Consider the following 19,578-nt stretch of genomic DNA (forward strand, 5'->3'; position numbering starts at 1 on the left):
GCAATGGGGCGCCCTCGACTTGTCATCTAACTCGAAGCTTATTCCCCGAAGACGCGCTTGAAGATCGTGTCGACATGCTTGGTGTGATAGCCCAGGTCGAATTTTTCGCGGATGTCTTCTTCAGAAAGTGCCGCCCGGACTTCTTCGTCGGCGAGCAGTTCTTCCAGGAAGTCTGCGCCCTTTTCCCAGACCTTCATTGCGTTGCGCTGGACCAGGCGGTAGCTGTCCTCGCGCGACACGCCGGCCTGCGTCAGGGCCAGAAGCACGCGCTGGCTCATCACCAGGCCTTTGAACTTGTTCATGTTGGCCAGCATGTTCTCAGGGTATATCACCAGCTTTTCGATGACGCCGGCCAGGCGGTTGAGGGCGAAATCGAGCGTGATGGTGGTATCCGGGCCGATGGCGCGCTCGACGCTCGAATGGCTGATGTCGCGCTCGTGCCAGAGGGCCACGTTTTCGAGTGCCGGCGTGACCGACATGCGCACGAGGCGGGCAAGACCGGTCAGGTTCTCGGTCAGCACCGGATTGCGCTTGTGCGGCATGGCCGAGGAGCCCTTCTGGCCCGGCGAGAAGAACTCTTCGGCTTCCAGTACCTCGGTGCGCTGCATGTGGCGGATTTCGATCGCGACGTTTTCGATCGACGAGGCGATGACGCCGAGGGTGGCGAAGAACATGGCGTGGCGATCGCGCGGGATGACCTGGGTGGAGACCGGCTCCGGCTTCAGGCCGAGCTTTTCGCAGACATGTTCCTCGACGCGGGGATCGATATTGGCGAAGGTGCCGACGGCACCGGAAATGGCGCCGGTGGCGATTTCGGCGCGGGCGCCTTCCAGACGGGCCTTGTTGCGGTCCATTTCTGCATAAAAGCGGGCAAAGGTGATGCCCATGGTCGTCGGCTCGGCATGGATGCCGTGGCTGCGGCCGATGCGGACGGTATCCTTGTGCTCAAAGGCGCGCTTCTTCAGCGCCGCCAGCAGCTTGTCCATGTCGGCGAGCAGAATGTCGGCGGCGCGGGTCAGCTGGATGTTGAGCGTGGTGTCGAGCACGTCGGACGAGGTCATGCCCTGGTGGACGAAGCGGCTGTCCGGGCCGATGAATTCGGCGAGGTGCGTCAGGAAGGCGATGACATCGTGCTTGGTGACGGCCTCGATCTCGTCGATGCGGGCGACGTCGAATTCCGCGGCGCCACCCTTTTCCCAGATCGTCCTGGCGGATTCCTTCGGAATGACGCCGAGCTCGGCCAATGCGTCGCAGGCATGCGCCTCGATCTCGAACCAGATGCGGAATTTCGTTTCCGGCGACCAGATGGCGACCATGTCGGGACGGGAGTAACGCGGGATCATTGGGGTTCGGCTTTCTGTTCTAACGTCAGTTGAGTGCCGCTTTAGCAAAGGCTCCCGGATTTCTCAACGCTTGCGACGCGCGATCAGCAGGCTGGCGGCGGCAAGGCACAGGATTCCGGCAGGCAGGTAGAGCGGCGTGCCGAGGACTAGGAACTGGTAGACGGCGGCCGCCGTCGTGAAGCTGAACTGGTAGAGGCCGCGCACGGTCGTCAGCGGATCGTGCCATTGCGCGTAGAAGAGGCGATACTGCATGGCGAAGAAGAACGCTGTCCACGCGATTGTCGCGCCGCCAAGCAGTATGAAGGCTGCGGCCAACCTGCCTGTCTGCCCCAATCTGAAAAAGATCCCGCGGCAAATAATAACCGTTGTCAGCCATCCCGGCATCGCACCGAAAAAGGCGACAATCAGGATTGCGAGGAGGTCAGGCGTTTCCAGGCGGTTGCGCAGATATACCCCAAGCATGACGGTTGCTGTCATGGCTATTGCCCAAAGGAGCTGGCCCGCAAATATTTCGCCTGCAGTCACCGAGCTGATCGCGGCCGGGCTCGCATTTTTTCCCATTCAGCGGCGAACCGGGACTGCAATCCAGCGGCCGTCGCGGCCCTCGAAGCCGTAGCTCAGAACCTGGACGAGTGCGATGTTCAACAGGTCGCGGGACGGCGGATAATAGCTGACGACACCGCCGAGCCTGTAGCCGACCGGGCATTTGCGGCTTTCGGGAATACGGTCGTCCTCGTGGATGACCTCGGACGTCGGCTTGCCAGCGCGCTCGGTCAGCGTGAGGCGGAAGCCGGCGGCATTGTCCGGCGTGATATCCTTGCAGCTCGAATAGGGCGGCAGGCCGACGTCCTCGATCTTCATCGCATAGGTCGTGTCGATCGGCGGATCGGACGAAAAGGGCCGGTAGCGGATCTCCTTGCCGTCGGTGCCGAGCTCGCTTTGCGGATTGAAGGCGACGATTGCGCCGGTATGGCCGGTCATGCCGTGTTCGACGATCAGCGCGGATGCCTGCGCATAGGCCTGGCTTCGCGCGCTGGCGAGGCTGGTGTCGTCACCTTCCTTCATCTGCACGCGGTAAGGCGTTTCCGGCAGATACTGGTCCTTGGCGGTGTCGATGAAGAAGATGTTGGAATAGGGGAGGCCCGATCCGTCCTGAACGCCGTATTCCTCGAAGGCGAAGATGCCGCCATCCTCGGAAAAGCCGATCAGTTGGAAGTGCGAGAAATCACCGCCGAAAGCCGGCGCCGTCAGGAATGACAACGCGGCGGACAGAAAGGCGGTGCGGAGTTTTCTCATGATCGTGCGACAGCTTCCTCTGCGGCTTTGCGAAGAGTGTCGACCGTTTTGCGATAGTCGTCAACCGAGGTGCCCTTGAAGATCGCCGAGCCGGCAACGAGGACGTCGGCACCGGCTGCGGTCGCGATCGGCGCCGTCTCGGCCGTGATGCCGCCGTCGACTTCGAGGTGGATCGGCCGGTCACCGATCAGTGACTTTGCCATGCGGATCTTGTCGGTCATCGCCGGAATGTATTTCTGGCCGCCGAAGCCCGGATTGACGCTCATGATCAGGATGAGATCGAGGTCGTCCATCACATGCTCGATCGCCGACAGCGGCGTCGCGGGATTGAGCGAGACGCCGGCCTTCTTGCCGAGCGCGCGGATCGTCTGCAGCGAGCGGTGCAGGTGCGGCCCGGCTTCGGCGTGAACGGTGATGTAGTCGCAGCCGGCCTTGGCGAAGGCTTCGAGATACGGGTCGGCGGGGGCGATCATCAGGTGGCAGTCGAAGACCTTGTCCGTGTAGGGCCGAAGCGACTGGATGACGGCGGGTCCGAAGGAGATGTTCGGCACGAAGTGGCCGTCCATGACGTCGAGATGGACCCAGTCGGCGCCCGCATCGCAGACATTCTTGACTTCCTCGCCCAGACGCGAAAAGTCGGCGGCGAGAATGGACGGTGCAAGGCGAACCTGAGTGCTCATCGGCGCGAAAATCCTCCGTAACGCATGTGCCGGTGCCATATCACCGCCTGAAACGGCGGGCAATGCCGGTCTGACGCTTGTCCGGCGTCTTCCCCACATGGAAAGGTGCAGGGATGGAACGCAATACGCCCGCAATCGAAGGCCTCAGCCACATGACCTTCATCGTCGCCGATCTCGACCGGATGGAGGAGGTGCTGGTCACCGTGCTCGGCGCGCGCAGGGTCTATGACAGTGGCGAGAAGACCTTTTCGCTGTCGAAAGAGCGGTTCTTCCTGGTCGGCGAAGGCGAAGGAGCGCTGTGGATCGCCACCATGGAAGGTGATCCTCTGCCGTCGCGCAGCTACAATCACATCGCCTTCAAGATCGCCGAGGCCGAATATGATGATTGCCTCGATCGGATCAACAAGCTTGGTCTTGAGTTACGCGAAAGCCGGCCGCGGGTCGAAGGCGAAGGGCGGTCGATCTATTTCCATGACCACGACAATCATCTGTTCGAACTGCACACCGGCACGCTTGCCGAGCGGTTGCGGCGCTACACCGGATGACGCCTGACCGGCGTTACGGCGCCGGAGGGGCGAAGGCGAGGCCGGCGCCGATGCGGTTCCAGGCGTTGATGGTGGCAATCGACACGGTCAGAAAGATGCCTTCCTGTTCCGAGAACTCCTGCCGCATGGCGTCATAGGCATCCGCCGGGACCGGGCCGCTGGCGATCGCCGTCAACTGTTCGGCCCAGGCAAGCGCCGCCATCTCGCGGGCCGAGAAGATGCCCGCTTCCTTCCAGACCGCGACGAGGTCGAGCTTGCGCTGATCGACACCGAGCTTGCGGGCAAGCGTGATGTGGAACTGCAGGCAGAAGGCGCAACCATTGATCTGCGAGACCCTGATCTTGACCAGTTCCGTCAGCGCCTTGTCCATGCCGGCATCGTTGACCGCCTTCGAGAGCGCGGAAAGGCCGGCATAGGCGTCCTTCGCGGTGGTGGTGAATGTCTTGTAGGAGACGTGTTCGGCATGGTGCGACATCGGATCGTCCTCGGCAGTTTGCAATGATATCAGGGTTCGAATAACATATCAGTGTACTGACAACATTCAAGGGGATATCCGTGGCAAAGCTTCCCAAACCGGGTGAAGGCAAACGCGGGGAGGACGGTCATCCGGGCTATCTGCTCCGGCAGGCGGCGCATGTCCATCGCAACCGGGTCGAGGCGGCGCTGTCGGACCTCGATATCACCATGCCGCAGTTCGTGCTGATGACCATGCTGGAAGCCTATCCGGGTCTTTACAACGCTGATCTCGCCCGTCTGGCGCTGCTGACGCCTCAGACGGTCAGTGTCACGATCGGGAATCTCGAAAAGGCTGGCGCGATCGAGAAGAGGTCGCACGAGGCGCATGGCCGGATACGAGTGCTGGAGCTGACGGCGGCGGGACGCAAGCTGCTCTCCGAAGCCAAGAAACGGGTCTATGCCGTGGAGGCGGACCTGCTCGACGGTTTCGACGCCGACGAAGAAGCCATCATCCGCCGCTGGCTTGTGAAGGTCGCGGCGCAGGGGTGACGCGGAAACTGAAAAGGACCGTCAGGGCGTCAGATCGCGGAAGGCCCCGTCCTTCCAGACCTGAAGGCGGAAGGGATTTTCCGCCAGATTGTGATCGTCTGCAAAGCCGACCTTGCCGATTGCCGTGCTGAAACTCGTGTTGAGGAGTGCATCCGCGACCGGTCGCTTGTTGCCTTCGGAATCGGACAGCGCCGCGGATGCGATCTCTGCGGCGGCATAAGCTGGAAGCGCGTAACCTTCCGGTTCGCTGCCATTGTCGCGGATCGCCGCAGCGGCTTTGGAGGCTTCCGGAAGGCTCGAATAGTTCGGCAGGACGACGCCCAGGACGCCGTCCGGAAGTGGCGTCTGGCCGTCGGCGGCCCGCATGGCGTCGCCGCCGAAGAAGGTCATGACGATATTGTCGGCCTTGGCGTCATTGGCAATGATGGCGATGTCCGAGCGGTCGCCGGCGACGAACACATGTGTGGCGCCGACTTTCTTCAGCCGCCGCACGAGGGCGACCTGCTTGTCCTCACCGGGTCGATAGGTGTCGGTAAAGATCGGATCGAGACCGTTCTTCTCCAGCGCGGCGCGAACGGCCGCGGTCAGTTCGCGGCTGCGAATGGTGCCGTCGTCGACCAGCGCGATGGCCTCATCGGCCCAGCGCTCGAGTATGGCGCCGGTGATCGCGTCGGCTTCCTGCCTGTCGGAGGGCGCCAGCCTGAACAGTGGCCAGCCATCGCGCATCGCATCTTCCATGGCGATTTCGGAGCGTACGGAGACGGTGATGGCGGGAATGCCCCTGTCCTTCATGCCGGGCATCGCTTCAGTGATCGTCTCGCCGCAGAGGAAGCCAATGGCAATTTCCGCCTTTGCAGCTGCCAGCTTTTCGGCAATCTGCGGCTTGGCGTTGGTGTCACAGGGTTCATCGATGACGATGACGCTGTTGCCGGCAAGTCCGGCTGCGGACTTGGCGCCACTGGTGATCTGCTGGCCCAGAACGGCGAATGTCCCGGACTGCGGCGCCACCACGCCGATGACGGCGGCGGATGCATCGGCTGTGCCGCAAACGGTGAGCAGCAGCGCGGCATGAATGTGCAACAATCGGCCCATTGGCAGGCAATTCCCGTATGTTCATCAAGGGCTTTGTCAAAGGGCAGGGAACCCGGCTTGCATGTGCAAGACATAGCGGCTCAGCCCTTGCCCGGCAATGCGCTATCGGCATGGTGTGTTGTGGAAAATGTAACCCTTTGACCCCATACTTCGGCGACTTATGTATGGGAGCGTCGATTTGACAGCCAAGGAGAGGCGTGTGTTGGACAGACAGAAACTGGATCCGGTTCTCTATCGGGACGCGATGAGCCAGTATGCCGGCCACGTGCAGATCGTGACAACAGCGCATGACGGCAGCCGTCGCGGCGTGACGGTCACGGCCGCCTGTTCGGTCTCCGACAATCCGGCGAGCGTTCTCGTTTGCCTCAACAACGGAAATCCCAGCAACCGCATCTTTTTCGAGAGCGGCGTCTTCGCGCTCAACACACTGGCCGCGCGTCATCAGAGCCTGGCGGATGCCTTTTCCGGCCGGGAAAAGCTGGAAAGCGAGGAACGCTTTGCCAGAGCCGAATGGATCGTGCGGGAAAGCGGCGCGCCTGTCTTGAAAGACCCGCTCGTCGCCTTTGATTGCCGGCTCACCGACATGAAGTCATTTGCAACCCACACCGTGCTGTTCGGCGAGGTTCTGGACGTGCATTTCGGCGAGAAGGACAAGGCGCTGATCTATCTGGACCGCGGTTACCACACCTTGTAGGCTGTCGCTTTCAGACGACAGTGTGCGGGGCCGGCTATGCAGGGCGTGAACAGCGACGATCCGTTGATGATTGCCGAAACATGGATGGGGCAGGGCCGCGAAGTGGCGATTGCCACCGTCGTCGAGACCTGGGGTTCCGCGCCGCGGCCGGCCGGCAGCCATCTCGTCATCGATTCGGCGGGTGAATTTCATGGTTCGGTTTCGGGTGGCTGTGTCGAAGGTGACGTGATTGCCGAGGCGCTCGACGTCATCCGTCATGGCGAACCCAAGATTCTCGAATTCGGCGTGGCCGACGAGACGGCCTGGCGCGCTGGCCTTTCCTGTGGCGGCCGCATCCGTGTTTATCTCGAAAGGCTCGGCTGAGGCATATGGATCCCGTCAACCTGAAGAAGCTGAACGCGGCGCGGCGCGGCCGCGTTGCAGCCGTCCTCGTCACCGATCTTGAAGACGGGCGCGATCGCGTGGTCGTCCACGGTGACGAGGTGACCGGCGACCTCGGCCATGCCATCGACGAGGCGTTCCGGTCCGGGAATTCAAAGGCCGTCGAAATCGATGGCCGCCCGTTCTTCCTCAATGTGCATATGCCGCCGATCCGGCTTGTGGCGATCGGCGCGGTTCACATCAGCCAACGGCTTGCCCCGATTGCTGCGGCCGCCGGGTTTCCGCTGACAGTCATCGATCCGCGCACGGCATTTGCCACGCCCGAACGCTTTTCCGGTGTCGAACTCCTTGCCGAGTGGCCGGAGGAGGCTTTGTCCCGGCACCCGCTGGATCGATATACGGCCCTGGTCGCGCTCAGCCATGACCCGCGGATCGACGACGAACCGATACGCCAGGCGCTCGATGTCGGCTGCTTCTATGTCGGTGCGCTTGGCAGCCGCAAGACCCATGCGAAACGGCTGGAACGGTTTGCCGCCGAGGGACTTTCGACGGACCAAACGGCGCGCATTCACGCTCCGATCGGGCTCGATATCGGCGCGGCCAATCCGGGCGAGATCGCCGTCTCTATCATGGCGGAGATCATTGCCCGCCTGCGCCAGCGACGGGGGCGCTGACCTTGACGGTCGGCATACTGGTTCTCGCGGCCGGCGAGGGGCGCCGCATGGGTGAGGGCGCGCCCTACAAGCTGCTCTGCAGCTTCGCAGGCATTCCGCTTGTCCGGCGTGTGTGCACGGAGGCCATTGAGAGCGCGATCGGGCCTGTGGTTGTCGTCACCGGCTTTCGCGCCCAGGATGTCGAGGCGGCGCTTGCCGGGCTGCCGCTGGAGTTCGTCGTCAATCCGAGGCATGCGGATGGCATGGCCAGCTCGCTGCAGGTGGGGCTGACGCATCCGGCCCTGCAGGCGGTCGATGGCTTGATCGTCATGCTGGCGGACATGCCGACTGTCGGGGCAATGGCGCTCCGGCAGTTGCGCGACCAGTTCCTCGTTCACAACGGGCATGCGGTGATCCGTGCTGCCGACGGTGACAGGCCCGGAAATCCGGTTGTGCTGCCGAAATCGCTGTTCGCGCCGATCATGTCACTTGCCGGTGATGAAGGGGCGAGGCGGGTGATTGCCGCAGGCGGCCTGCCGGTGCATCTTGTCGACATCGGACCGGCAGCGCTGCAGGACGTCGACACGCCGGAAGCGCTGGTTGCCGCAGGCGGAGAATTGAGGGAAATCACTCATGGATAATGCCGACATTGAAGACATGTTCGTCTCCCTTTCGCCTATCACCATCAAGCGCATGTTCGGCGGGAAGGGCATTTATCACGCCGGCGAGATCTTCGCGATCGAGCTCGACGGTGCGGTCCTGCTGAAGGCGGATGCCGAGACGAAACACGAGTTCGAGGCCGCCGGCGCGGAGCAATGGATCTACGAGTCCAACAGAAGCCGCAAGCCTGTCGCCATGCCCTACTGGACGATACCGGAAGATGCCTATGACGATCCCGACATCATGGCGAAGTGGGTGCGGCTGGCCTATGAGGCGGCGTTGCGGGCCCGCAAATAGGAATTTTCGCCCGCCGGCTTACGCGGGAGAGAATTCACTAATGGGAATGTTAGTTTTCCAGAGGTGATTATTTGTTGACCTCTTGGCCATACGACGCTATAAAGTTTGTGCATCGCAGCAATTTTAAGCGATCGATTATTTTCTCCCGAGACGACACATTCCATTTTTTATGACGAAACAAGCCGCATCGGTCTGACCGGTGCGGCTTTTCATGTCGTCAGGATTTACGCAGTGCTGCGACTGCCGCCGTGGCGAAGGCGGAGAGGGGGCGCGGCAGATCATCAAGATCGTACCAGCCGAAGTCGCTCAGCTTGTCGGGTTCCGTCAGCTGCGGTTCGCCCCGACTGTTGCGGCTGACATAAATCAGCGACACCCAATGCTGCTGGTCGTCGGGAAGGATCTGCTCGGTTGTCAGCAGGTGTTCGATCTCGCCGATGGCAAGACCGGTCTCTTCCTCTGCCTCACGAATGGCCGCGATGCCGGCCGGTTCCATGTGGTCTATCTTGCCGCCGACGATGTTCCAATAACCAGCCTCCGGCGCCCTGAGGCGCCGGTAAAGCAGGATCTTGTTGTCGCGCAAAATGGCCAGTCCGGCTCCCAATCCGGGAAAATCGATGCCGGGCCTGCCGAGCATGATCAGGCCTTGGCGGCGACCAGCATGAAGGCCGGGATATCGTCGCCGAAGCCGACCGGCGTCGGACCATCGTCGTTGTCGCGGTTGCGGCCGCGACGGGTGCGGTGGTCGTCGTTGGCGGGCCGCGGTCGCGAATTGCGGGCTGCGGATTCCGTCGTATTTTCGGTGTTGCGAGCCTGTTTCACGTTTTCAGCCTTCTTGCCGTTGGACGTTTCGGTGGTGGAAGTGGTCTCGGCCGCCTGACGGCGACCCTTGCCGCGGCGATCACGATCGCGGCCGCGGCCCTTGCTTTCGTCAGCATCGTCCGAAGACGCCACGACGGTGGTAAGGTCGCCATCCAGCCATTCGATCTTTTGGGAGATCAGCTTCTCGATCGCGTCGAGATACTTGGAGTCGGCCTTGGTGACAAGCGTGAAAGCGCTGCCGCTTCTTCCGGCGCGGCCGGTGCGGCCAATCCGGTGTACATAGTCTTCCGCATGGATCGGCACGTCGAAATTGAAGACGTGGCTGACGTCGGGAATATCGAGACCGCGTGCGGCAACGTCGGAGGCAACCAGCAGCTTTATGCGGTTGTCCTTGAAGTTGGCCAGCATGGTCGTGCGCGAACGCTGGTCCATGTCGCCGTGCAGGGCGCCGACATCGAAGCCATGACGCTCGAGCGAACGGAACAGGTCGGCGACGCTCTTCTTGCGATTGCAGAAGATGATGCCGTTCTTCAGTTCGTCCTGGGCGCGGATCAGGTCGCGCAGACGGGCACGCTTGTCGTAGTCCTTGGAGCCGGAGGCGACCAGGCGCTGCGTCACGGTCTTCGCCGTCGAAGACGGCGGGGCGACTTCGACACGGACCGGATTCTGCAGGAAGTTGTCTGCCAGCTTCTGGATTTCCGGCGGCATGGTGGCCGAGAAGAACAGCGTCTGACGGGTGAACGGGATCATCTTGGCGATGCGCTCGATGTCGGGAATAAAGCCCATGTCGAGCATGCGGTCGGCTTCGTCGATGACCAGGATTTCGACGCCGGTCATCAACAGCTTGCCGCGCTCGGCGTGGTCGAGCAGGCGGCCGGGCGTGCAGATCAGCACGTCGGCACCGCGCTCCAGCTTGCGGTCCTGTTCATCGAACGACACGCCACCGATCAGGAGCGCGATGTTGAGCTTGTGATTCTTGCCGTATTTTTCGAAGTTCTCGGCAACCTGGGCGGCGAGCTCGCGGGTCGGCTCGAGAATCAGCGTCCGCGGCATGCGCGCGCGAGCCCGGCCCTTTTCCAGCAGCGTCAGCATCGGCAGGACGAAGGATGCCGTCTTCCCCGTACCGGTCTGCGCGATACCGCAGATATCCCGGCGCAGCAGCGCATGCGGGATGGCACCTTCCTGGATCGGAGTGGGAGTGGAATATCCTGCGTCGGCGACCGCGCCGAGTACTTTTTGGCTGAGGCCAAGATCGTCAAATGAGGTCAATGGAAGCTTTTTCCGTTCGGTTGTTAAGAACACGGATGTGTCTTTATCAGGCGTCTATGCCAGATATGTGTCGGCGGAATAGTCCGAAAAAGCCCGGAAGTCAAGGAAACGGGGCGGTTTTGGGCGGTTAACACCGCATTTGGTTGATATTACACTTCACGTTACGGAAATTTACGTTGCGAAGCGTACGAAGGCGTACATTGTCGTGCCTTGGCAATGGCGCGCGCGGGCAGCGTTTCTTCGATCAGTCGAGGTAGCTTTTCAGTTCGCGCCCGGCAACGATGAAGGGCATCGGATCGACGGCCTGGCCGCTCTTGCGGATCTCGTAATGCAGGTGCGAGCCGGTGGAACGGCCCGTGGAACCGACCTGGCCGATGACATCGTTGACATCGACGATCTGGCCGACATGGGCCAGGATTTTCGACATGTGGCCGTAGCGCGTGGTGATGCCGTTGCCATGATCGATTTCGACGCGTTGGCCGTATCCGCCGGCCCAGCCTGCGGCAATGACGCGGCCAGGTGCCGTCGGATGAATAGGCGTTCCGGTCGGCGCCTGGAAATCGACGCCGGCATGCAGCGCCATCGTCCCGAGGAAGGGATCCTTGCGCGTGCCGAAGCGGCTGGTGATCGGACGTCCGGGTTCGGGATTGGCGAAGGGGATTCCGCGGGCCGTATCGCGCATCGTTTCAAGCCGGGCGAGGGCGCCGTCGAGGGCGTTCAGCGAATTCTCGAAGTTCATCTGGCCGCTGGCAGGTATGTAGGGGCCGCCGATCGCTGCGTCCGAGCCATTTGCATAGGCGCCTTTCACCGGAATTCCCGTCTTCTTGAGGATGCCGGCTATGGCATTGGCCGTCTCGGAAGCTCCGGCGGTCAGCGTCCGGATGCTTTCGAGCTGCTCGCTCTCGATGGTCTTCAACGAAAGGGAGACGGTCGAGAAGGCCTGATCCGCCTTTTCCGCCATGCTTTCGCGCAAGGGTGCGTAACCGAGCGCCTTCTGTGCCGGAGGCACCTCGTCCGTCTTCAGGCCGAGCAGGCTATTGATGGCGTCCGCACCGGTCGCCGCTGCCTGTTTTTGAGGAAGGCGAGGGTTCACGGTCGGGACTGGCACGGTATTGCTGGACGGCAAGTCGGCGGAGGCCCGCTCCAGGAGCAGGTCGAGCTTGCCATGGCGGCTGGTCAATGCCTGCTGGCGCTTCAGAAGCTTGTCGACCTTTTCTTCCACCACCTGCTGGTCGAGAAGCTGGCGGGATGTGATGCGGTCCACCTGCGCGCGGAGCGCCGCAATGCGGTCTTCATAGGCGTGCTGGATGCGTGCCTGCCGGGCAGTGGATGCGCCGATCAGATCGTCCCGGAAAACGAGATAGGATGTCGCGGCAAGATAACCGATGGCCATGACGCCGGCAAAGGAAACGCCAAGAGCCAGCATCCATGGCCTGATGGTCATGTGACGAATGTCATTGCCGCTTGCCAGGATAAGCACGTGCTGCTTGCTTCGCTTGCCGAAGACCTGGTCTTTTGCGCCGCTTGCCACTGGCTGATACTCCCGCACCGACTGCTGATTCCTCATCTCGAGCCTGTGCCAATTACACACCGTTAAGGTTAATAAAGCCTTGCCCGGCGTGTTTGCGGGCTGGCTTTGCGGTGTGATCAGGCGTGGCTGGTGGAGGACAGCGAGCGGTAGAAGGATGGCGTCAGACCAGCCTCTGCGCGGGCGATATCGTTGAAGGGCGCCTTTAGCGGGCCGCGGAAATTGGCCCGCACGAGCTCGTGGAAGGTTCTGGCGGGATCCCTGGATTGCCGGGCGCAGAGAAAGCGGAACCACTTGGCGCCGATCGCGACGTGGCCTTTCTCGTCATTGTAGATGACGTCGAGAACGGCTGCGCTTTCTACGTCTCCGGTCTCGCGCATCTTTTCCTGCAAAGACGGCGTGACGTCGAGCCCGCGCGCTTCGAGGATCAGCGGCACCACGGCCAGCCGTGCGGTGAGGTCGGTCTTCGTCGCATGCGCCGCCTGCCAGAGACCGTCGTGGGCGGGGAGGTCGCCATAGTCTCCGCCAATCGCGCGGAGCCGTTCGCGAACCATCCGGAAATGCTTGGCCTCCTCGAATGCGACCTGCATCCAGCCGTCGAAAAACGAGTGCGGAACCTTCTCTGTCGCAAAGCGGGCGACGATGTCGAGCGCCAGATCGACGGCATTGAGTTCGATATGGGCGATCGCATGCAGAAGGGCGATGCGGCCATGATTGGAATGCAGCGACCGCTTCTTCATCTGCGTCGGCGGCACGAGATCGGGTTTGGCCGGACGACCCGGTCGATCGGGAATGGAGGGGTCGAGCGGCGATCGCAGCGACAGCCGCCGCTGTCGCCAGAGCGTGGCTGTCCGCTGCGCCAGTTCCGTCTTCACATCCAGGTCTGCCGCCATGATGGCAGCAGTCGCGCCCTGGCGCAGTGTGGAGATTTTCGGCAGTTCCTGCATCTGTCTGTCTGGGGATCAGGCACTTAACGCGTGGATGGCTTCAAGCACTTCCTCGGCGTGACCGGCGACTTTCACCTTCGGCCAGATCCTGGCAACCGTGCCGTCCGGCGCAACGAGAACGGTCGTGCGCACGACGCCCATGTATTTTTTGCCGTACATGCTCTTTTCCTGCCAGACGCCGTAGGCATTGAGCACGTCCTGGGCTTCATCCGATGCGAGCGTCACTGAAAGGTCGTGTTTCTTGGCAAACTTCTCATGGCTTTGAAGCGAGTCGGGCGAAATGCCGACTACCTCGGCTCCGGCCGCCCTGAATTTCGGCAGCAGCGCGGAGAAGTCCTTCGATTCGGTGGTGCAGCCCGAGGTGTCGTCCTTGGGGTAGAAGAACAGGACGACGGGTTTTCCACGGAAACTTGACAGCGTCAGTGGACTTCCTCCGGTCGCAGGAAGGGTGAAATTCGGGGCGGTATTTCCAGTTTCGAGTGTCACTGACGCCAACCTTTCTTCAAGCCGCTATTGTGATGGGAGTTCTTTCCGGTGATATAGGCATGCTATGGTATTCGTCCATACGAACGAGTGACACTTAAGCACATAATTGGGAGGTGCTCGGTCGGGATGGGCCAGCTCCATGACCAGAACGCTTTTCGCGAAGAGCCGCATCGGGAGGCAGACATCTTGGACGTGCTTCCCGAGAGTTCCGTCGGGCGCGGCGGAGACCCTTTGCCGGTCCGGAGAAAGCGACGCCGGCTTGCATGGGCGGTGCGCGGGTTACTGATCCTTATCGCGCTCATCTGCATCGGTCTGACATCGCTTTTTCTCGCACTGGAGAATGGCGTTCTCGACAAGAGCCTGAACGAACGTGTTCAGAAGCTGTTGCAGCAGGCGGTCGGCACGACGGATGCCGTCGCCATCGGCAGCACGGCGCTGCGTTTCACGTCGGAAGGGCGCCTTGCGCTCGAAGCGCGGGATGTGACGCTGACAAAGGGGGACAGCGGAGAGCCGGCAGACGATGCCGCCTCGAAGATCGGCACGGTGCGGCTGGTGCTCGACCCGTTGAGGCTCGCCCGCGGTCAATTGAGCGTCTCATCGATCGATGCGAGCGGGATCGTTGTCGGAAATTCGCTTTGGCAGAGCGATGGCAAGATCGACTGGGCGAAGCTGAGGGTCGACGGCATTCCCAAGTTGACCGAGGAACTCTTCAGCAAGCTCGACGCGCTTCTGGCGGTCAAGCGTCGGGGCGGGCTTTCGGTCCTGCGGATCTCCGACGTGACCATCATGATGAAGGCGCTTGGCGGCAGGCCGCAAGCGGTCATCATGTCCGAGCTCAGTCTCAGGGAGCCGGAACCGGGTGACGTGGAGCTCAACGGTACGTTCGATGTCGGTGGGCATGAAGCGACGCTGTCGATTCTTGCCGACACCACCAAGGGCAGGGCCGAGCGCCTCAAGGCCAGCCTGGAAGGCGCCGCCCTCGGTCCGCTGATGACTTTGCTCGATGACCAGGGCGAGATCGTCAAGGGCGCGACCGGCAAGCTGACGGCGCAATTGACGGCGGTGCGCGGCCAGAGCGGTGGGGAAGCACAGGTCCAGATGTCTGCCAAGGTTGACGACGGTCGCTTCTACATGCGCTGGGAGCCCGTCGACGTGCCGCAGTTGACGATCAATGCGGCCTATGACAACGAAAAGCATACGCTGGAAGTGCAGCCCTCGAAGGGTGTCTTTGGCGATACGACACTGCCGTTCAGCGGTGGGATCATTGATCTCGACCGGCTGGACGATGACGGCCGCAGCGGCTTCGGTTTCGACTTCCTGTTTTCCGGTGCGAGTGCGGATACGGAAACGGCGGGTGAGCCGCCGGTGCCGTTCGACGCCAAGTTCGCCGGCCAGTTTCTGACGCAGACCAATGAGCTGACGGCCGACCAGATCGTCGTTTCGACGGCGCGGGGCGCGGCGGCAGGATCACTGAAGATGGTGTTCGGCGAGGGCTCGCCCCAAGTCTCCTTCGGCATGCGCGCGGCGCGCCTGCATTCCTCGGTGGTCAAGCAGCTGTGGCCGTTCTGGATGGCGTCGAAAGCACGGGACTGGGTCCACAAAAACCTATTCGGCGGCAATGTCACCAATGCGTCGCTGTCCGTTTTCATTCCTGCGGGCCGGATGTCGATCTATCCGGAGCCGCTGGATCTCGACGAGAATGAACTGAGGATCAGCTTCGACGTCGACAATGTCCGAATGAACATCGCCGGCAATATTCCGCCGATCCGTGATACCGCCGGTCATTTCAGTCTGCGGGGACCAAAGATGGTGGTCGATATCGATCACGGCACGTCCTATTTCCCCTCAGGACGCTCGGTATCGCTCGACGGCGGCCAGTTCATCATCGCCAACACCTACGAAAAGCCGCTGATGGCAGACATGCACATCAATGTGTCCGGTGCTGCCGACGGGGTCGCGGAACTGGCAACCTACAAGCCCATCGGCGCTTTGGAGCGGACCGGTTTCGTGCCGTCGGATTTCTCCGGCAAGATCAGCGCCAAGGTCGATGCGGCCTTCGGGCTCATTCCGGACCAGAACCCGCCGCCGCCGCAATGGCATACGGTGATGACGCTCAATGGTGTCGACCTGGAAAAGGAATTCAACGGTCACTGGCTGACGGATCTCGATGGCACGCTCGACATCACGCCGGAGGCAGCCAAGGTGGACGCCAAGGGCAATCTCGACGGGGCGCCGATGCAACTGACCGCACTCGAGCCGGTCGAACCAAACTCCAAGGTTCAGCGAAGCCGCAATATCGAGCTGACGCTCGACAATGACGATCGCAATCGGCTGCTGCCCGGGCTGGGGGAACTGATCGACGGACCGTTGAAGATCAACATCGATCAAAGCAGCGAAGGCAGACAGGCGGTTTCCGTTGACATCACCAAGGCCGCTCTGATCCTGCCGTGGATTGACTGGATCAAGGGGCGCGGCATCAAGGCTGTGGCGACATTCGACCTCAAGCAGGACGGTGCGCGCAGCGATATCGGCAATTTCGATCTGAACGGCGATGGCTTCCGCATCACCGGCGATCTGAGCGTCGGGAAGTCCGGCCTGATTTCCGCCGACTTCGGCAATGTCCGGCTCTCCCAGGACGACCGGTACGCGCTGACAGTCAAGCGCGTGAGCGGTGGCTACGATGTGCGGGTCGATGGTGAGAGCGCCGACATGCGCTCGGTGCTGCAGAAGCTGAAGACCGGCGAGGAATCGACGGCGCAAGGCGAACTGGGGCTCAGCATCACGGCCAATCTCAGCAAGCTCATCGGCTTCAACGGGGAGGTGCTGAGCGCTGCGAATTTCAAGTACTCGGCCGAGGGAACGACAATCAAGTCGATATCGGGATCCGCGGTGACCGATACCGGTGCCGCCTTCGTCATCCAGACTGCGTCTGATGCCAGCGGGCCCTTCGTGCAGATCACCAGCGGCGACGCGGGTGCCATAGCGCGCTTCGCCGATCTGTATAGGCAAATGCAAGAGGGGCTGCTCAACATCAAGATCAGGGGCATGCGGACGGACAACTGGAGCGGGGCGATCGACATCCGCAAGTTCCGGATCGTGGACGAGAAGCGTCTGCAGAAGCTCGTCTCGACGCCGGCCGGCAAGGACGGACAGAGCCTCAACAGCGCCGTCAAGCGCAACATCGACGTCAGCAGCGAGCGGTTCCAGCGTGGCTTTGCGCGGATCAATTCGAACAAGGGTGTGCTGACGATCGAGAATGGCGTGGTGCGCGGCGACCAGATCGGTGCAACCTTCCAGGGCGTTCTGCGCGACAAGAAGGGGCAGATGTCGATGACCGGCACGTTCATGCCGGCCTATGGGCTCAACCGGCTGTTCACCGGGCTGCCGATCATCGGGCTCATTCTCGGCAACGGCAACGACCAGGGCGTGATCGGGATAACCTTCAAGCTGACCGGCAGTTTCGATCACCCCGATCTCTTGATCAATCCGCTGTCGATCATCGCACCCGGTATCTTCCGGCAGATCTTCGAGTTCCAATGAAAAACCCCGCCACCGGGGCGGGGTCATGATCTTCTGCCGTCGGTGATCCTGCGGATCAGGCCGGCCGGACGAGAATGTGCTTCTTCTTGCCGAGCGAGACCTTGATCACGCCATCTGCGGTCACTTCCGCCGAGCCGACAGTCATCCGGTCGTCGCTGACCGGATTGTCGTTGATGCGGACGGCGCCGCCCTGGATATGGCGGCGGGCTTCGCCGTTGGAGCCGGCGAGGCCGGCGCGCACCAGCAGCGTCAGGATGCCGAGACCGCCGTCAAGCTCTGCCGCCGGCACGTCGATCGACGGCAGGTTGTCGGCAAGCGCGCCTTCCTCGAAGGTCTTGCGGGCGGTTTCGGCTGCTTCTTCGGCGGCGGCGCGGCCGTGCAGGATTGCCGTGACTTCCGTCGCCAGGATCTTCTTCACCTCGTTGATTTCGGAGCCGCCTAGCTGCGACAGCCGGGCAACCTCGTCCATCGGCAAGGTGGTGTAGAGCTTGAGGAAGCGGCTGACGTCTGCATCTTCCGTGTTGCGCCAGTATTGCCAGAAGTCGTAGGCCGAAAGCATGTCCGGGTTCAGCCAGACGGCGCCCGTCGCGGACTTGCCCATCTTGGCGCCAGAAGAGGTCGTCAGGAGCGGCGAGGTGAGGGCGTAGAGTTGCGGCGTGCCCATGCGATGACCGAGATCGATACCGTTGACGATGTTGCCCCACTGGTCCGAACCGCCCATCTGCAGCCGGCATTCGTAGCGCTTGCTCAACTCGACGAAGTCGTAGGCCTGCAGAATCATGTAGTTGAATTCGAGGAAGGACAGCGACTGCTCGCGGTCGAGTCGCGTCTTGACGCTGTCGAAGGAGAGCATGCGGTTGACCGAGAAGTGGCGGCCGACATCGCGCAGGAATTCAAGGTAATTCAGCGGGCGCAGCCATTCGGCGTTGTTGATCATCAACGCGTCTTTCGGGCCGTCGCCGTAGGTCAGGTAGTTCGAGAAGACGCGCTTGATGGACGCGATGTTGTTCTCGATCATGTCGACCGTCATCAGCTGCCGCGCCTCGTCTTTGAAGGACGGGTCGCCGACCATGCCGGTTCCGCCGCCCATCAGGGATATGGCGCGGTGGCCGGTAGCCTGGAACCAATGCAGCATCATGATCTGGATGAGAGAACCTGCATGCAGGCTCGATGCCGTCGGGTCGAAGCCGATATAGGCGGTCACGGTTTCCTTGCAGAGCAAATCGTCGAGGCCAGTTTCATCGGAAATCTGATGAATGAAGCCGCGTTCGGAGAGGGTGCGGAGAAAATCGGACTTGAACTCGGACATAACGTGGTTCTTTCGTGACTGGGTGTCGCGCTTTTGGCTGAAAACGAGCGCGGCTTTAGCATTGTTTTTTGAAATGTGCACCTGTTTCGCCGGCCGAGGACAAGCCGTGATGAAATGAAAACGGCCGGCGCGGGGTGTCTTTACCCGGCCGGCCGCTTCCGATGCAATTGGCTTAGCGGATGCGCTTGGCCGCCGGTTCCGGCACCAGCTCGCCGTCGAGGCGACGGTCGAGATAGTCCTCGCATTCGGCCATCAGCTGATCGACGCGGTCCTTGAAGAAATGGTTGGCGCCTTCGACGGTGCGGTGGGTGATCAGAATACCCTTCTGCGCCTTCAGCTTCTCGACGAGACCGATGACGTCCTTCTCGGGCGCCACCTTGTCGGCCGTGCCGTTGATGATCAGGCCGGACGACGGGCAGGGCGCCAGGAACGAGAAGTCGTAGCTGTTGGGCTGCGGTGCGATCGACATGAAGCCCTCGATTTCTGGACGGCGCATCAGAAGCTGCATGCCGATCCAGGAACCGAAGGAGTAGCCGGCGACCCAGCAGCTCTTGGAATCCGGGTGCAGGCTCTGCACCCAGTCGAGCGCCGAGGCGGCGTCCGAGAGCTCGCCGGCGCCATGGTCGAATTCGCCCTGGCTGCGGCCGATTCCCCGAAAGTTGAAGCGGAGCGTGGTGAAGCCGCGCTTCTGGAACATGTAGAACAGCTGGTATACGATCTGGTTGTTCATCGTGCCGCCGAACTGGGGGTGCGGGTGCAGGATGATGGCGATCGGGGCGTTCTTTTCCTTGGAGGGTTGGTAGCGGCCTTCAAGACGGCCGGCGGGGCCGTTGAAAATTACTTCAGGCATTTGTACTCCGGCTTCATAATCACGATCCAAAAACCGGCGTCGCAGACGAAAGTTGACTTGACGAAGTCAGTCAACTTTTCTAGAAGCTAGTTTAGAACCATTCGAAACTTGTTCTCCCGCCACAAGAACGGGTTTTGAGGTGTCATAAGGCAAGCGTTGCAGAAAATTCAAGAAAAATGCGCCG

The 19,578-nt window shown here is 61.7% G+C and carries 21 protein-coding genes; 8 read left to right on the plus strand and 13 right to left on the minus strand.

Annotated elements, in window-relative coordinates:
* Positions 1–38 precede the first annotated feature (38 nt).
* From purB to rpe, 4 genes are all read right to left on the minus strand, one after another.
* A complete protein-coding gene (gene purB / locus NN662_RS09250) occupies positions 39–1,343 on the minus strand; it encodes an adenylosuccinate lyase (protein WP_261929993.1) in 1,305 nt (434 codons plus the stop codon).
* 63 nt (positions 1,344–1,406) lie between these two features.
* Positions 1,407–1,820 (minus strand): hypothetical protein, encoded by a 414-nt coding sequence (locus NN662_RS09255; RefSeq protein WP_261929994.1) that lies wholly within the window; start codon positions 1,818–1,820, stop codon positions 1,407–1,409.
* An 84-nt stretch (positions 1,821–1,904) separates the two neighbouring features.
* Positions 1,905–2,639: a DUF2259 domain-containing protein gene (locus NN662_RS09260; protein ID WP_261929995.1), complete on the minus strand. Its 735-nt coding sequence runs from the start codon at positions 2,637–2,639 to the stop codon at positions 1,905–1,907.
* Positions 2,636–3,319, minus strand: a complete 684-nt coding sequence (gene rpe / locus NN662_RS09265) for a ribulose-phosphate 3-epimerase (protein ID WP_261929996.1) — start codon at positions 3,317–3,319, stop codon at positions 2,636–2,638. The genes NN662_RS09260 and rpe overlap by 4 nt, the downstream gene beginning before the upstream one ends.
* A gap of 113 nt (positions 3,320–3,432) precedes the next feature.
* On the opposite strand from rpe, the gene fosX reads away from it, so the two are divergent.
* Positions 3,433–3,864 (plus strand): FosX/FosE/FosI family fosfomycin resistance hydrolase, encoded by a 432-nt coding sequence (gene fosX / locus NN662_RS09270; protein ID WP_261929997.1) that lies wholly within the window; start codon positions 3,433–3,435, stop codon positions 3,862–3,864.
* Between the two features lie 13 nt (positions 3,865–3,877).
* Here fosX and NN662_RS09275 read toward each other — a convergent pair whose 3' ends face one another.
* Positions 3,878–4,339, minus strand: coding sequence for a carboxymuconolactone decarboxylase family protein (locus tag NN662_RS09275; RefSeq protein ID WP_261929998.1), 462 nt, complete (start codon positions 4,337–4,339; stop codon positions 3,878–3,880).
* Between the two features lie 80 nt (positions 4,340–4,419).
* Between NN662_RS09275 and NN662_RS09280 the strand changes: the two genes are divergently transcribed.
* Positions 4,420–4,869 (plus strand): MarR family winged helix-turn-helix transcriptional regulator, encoded by a 450-nt coding sequence (locus tag NN662_RS09280; RefSeq protein ID WP_261929999.1) that lies wholly within the window; start codon positions 4,420–4,422, stop codon positions 4,867–4,869.
* Positions 4,870–4,890: 21 nt separating this feature from the next.
* Here NN662_RS09280 and NN662_RS09285 read toward each other — a convergent pair whose 3' ends face one another.
* A complete protein-coding gene (locus tag NN662_RS09285) occupies positions 4,891–5,961 on the minus strand; it encodes an ABC transporter substrate-binding protein (protein WP_261930000.1) in 1,071 nt (356 codons plus the stop codon).
* A 199-nt stretch (positions 5,962–6,160) separates the two neighbouring features.
* Here NN662_RS09285 and NN662_RS09290 point away from each other — a divergent pair, with 199 nt between their 5' ends.
* From NN662_RS09290 to NN662_RS09310, 5 genes are read left to right on the plus strand one after another with little or no spacing between them, the layout of a single operon-like run.
* Positions 6,161–6,655 carry a flavin reductase gene (locus tag NN662_RS09290; protein ID WP_261930001.1) on the plus strand — a complete coding sequence of 165 codons (495 nt, stop codon included), beginning with the start codon at positions 6,161–6,163 and terminating at the stop codon, positions 6,653–6,655.
* A 36-nt stretch (positions 6,656–6,691) separates the two neighbouring features.
* Entirely contained in the window at positions 6,692–7,018 is a 327-nt protein-coding gene (locus NN662_RS09295; protein WP_261930002.1) for an XdhC family protein, read from the plus strand.
* Between the two features lie 5 nt (positions 7,019–7,023).
* Positions 7,024–7,710, plus strand: coding sequence for an XdhC family protein (locus NN662_RS09300; RefSeq protein ID WP_261930003.1), 687 nt, complete (start codon positions 7,024–7,026; stop codon positions 7,708–7,710).
* Between the two features lie 2 nt (positions 7,711–7,712).
* Positions 7,713–8,330, plus strand: a complete 618-nt coding sequence (locus NN662_RS09305; RefSeq protein WP_261930004.1) for an NTP transferase domain-containing protein — start codon at positions 7,713–7,715, stop codon at positions 8,328–8,330.
* Positions 8,323–8,646 (plus strand): TfoX/Sxy family protein, encoded by a 324-nt coding sequence (locus NN662_RS09310; protein WP_261930005.1) that lies wholly within the window; start codon positions 8,323–8,325, stop codon positions 8,644–8,646. The genes NN662_RS09305 and NN662_RS09310 overlap by 8 nt, the downstream gene beginning before the upstream one ends.
* A 217-nt stretch (positions 8,647–8,863) precedes the next feature.
* Here NN662_RS09310 and NN662_RS09315 read toward each other — a convergent pair whose 3' ends face one another.
* The 5 genes from NN662_RS09315 to NN662_RS09335 all read right to left on the minus strand — a co-directional run bounded on the left by NN662_RS09315 (position 8,864) and on the right by NN662_RS09335 (position 13,695).
* Positions 8,864–9,280, minus strand: a complete 417-nt coding sequence (locus tag NN662_RS09315) for an NUDIX domain-containing protein (RefSeq protein WP_261930006.1) — start codon at positions 9,278–9,280, stop codon at positions 8,864–8,866.
* 2 nt (positions 9,281–9,282) lie between these two features.
* Positions 9,283–10,734, minus strand: a complete 1,452-nt coding sequence (locus NN662_RS09320) for a DEAD/DEAH box helicase (protein ID WP_261930007.1) — start codon at positions 10,732–10,734, stop codon at positions 9,283–9,285.
* 244 nt (positions 10,735–10,978) lie between these two features.
* On the minus strand, positions 10,979–12,265 hold the full coding sequence (locus NN662_RS09325) for a M23 family metallopeptidase (protein WP_261930008.1): 1,287 nt from the start codon (positions 12,263–12,265) through the stop codon (positions 10,979–10,981).
* A 116-nt stretch (positions 12,266–12,381) separates the two neighbouring features.
* A complete protein-coding gene (locus NN662_RS09330) occupies positions 12,382–13,209 on the minus strand; it encodes a ferritin-like domain-containing protein (protein ID WP_261930009.1) in 828 nt (275 codons plus the stop codon).
* Positions 13,210–13,224: 15 nt separating this feature from the next.
* Entirely contained in the window at positions 13,225–13,695 is a 471-nt protein-coding gene (locus NN662_RS09335) for a peroxiredoxin (RefSeq protein WP_261930010.1), read from the minus strand.
* A gap of 270 nt (positions 13,696–13,965) precedes the next feature.
* Here NN662_RS09335 and NN662_RS09340 point away from each other — a divergent pair, with 270 nt between their 5' ends.
* A complete protein-coding gene (locus tag NN662_RS09340) occupies positions 13,966–17,235 on the plus strand; it encodes a DUF3971 domain-containing protein (RefSeq protein WP_261930011.1) in 3,270 nt (1,089 codons plus the stop codon).
* A gap of 55 nt (positions 17,236–17,290) precedes the next feature.
* On the opposite strand, the gene tyrS is transcribed toward NN662_RS09340, so the two are convergent.
* Positions 17,291–18,544, minus strand: coding sequence for a tyrosine--tRNA ligase (gene tyrS, locus NN662_RS09345; protein ID WP_261930012.1), 1,254 nt, complete (start codon positions 18,542–18,544; stop codon positions 17,291–17,293).
* Positions 18,545–18,716: 172 nt separating this feature from the next.
* Positions 18,717–19,394, minus strand: a complete 678-nt coding sequence (locus NN662_RS09350) for an alpha/beta hydrolase (RefSeq protein ID WP_261930013.1) — start codon at positions 19,392–19,394, stop codon at positions 18,717–18,719.
* Between the last annotated feature and the right edge of the window lie 184 nt (positions 19,395–19,578).

The organism is Rhizobium sp. NRK18 (assembly GCF_024385575.1).
GTDB lineage: Bacteria > Pseudomonadota > Alphaproteobacteria > Rhizobiales > Rhizobiaceae > JANFMV01.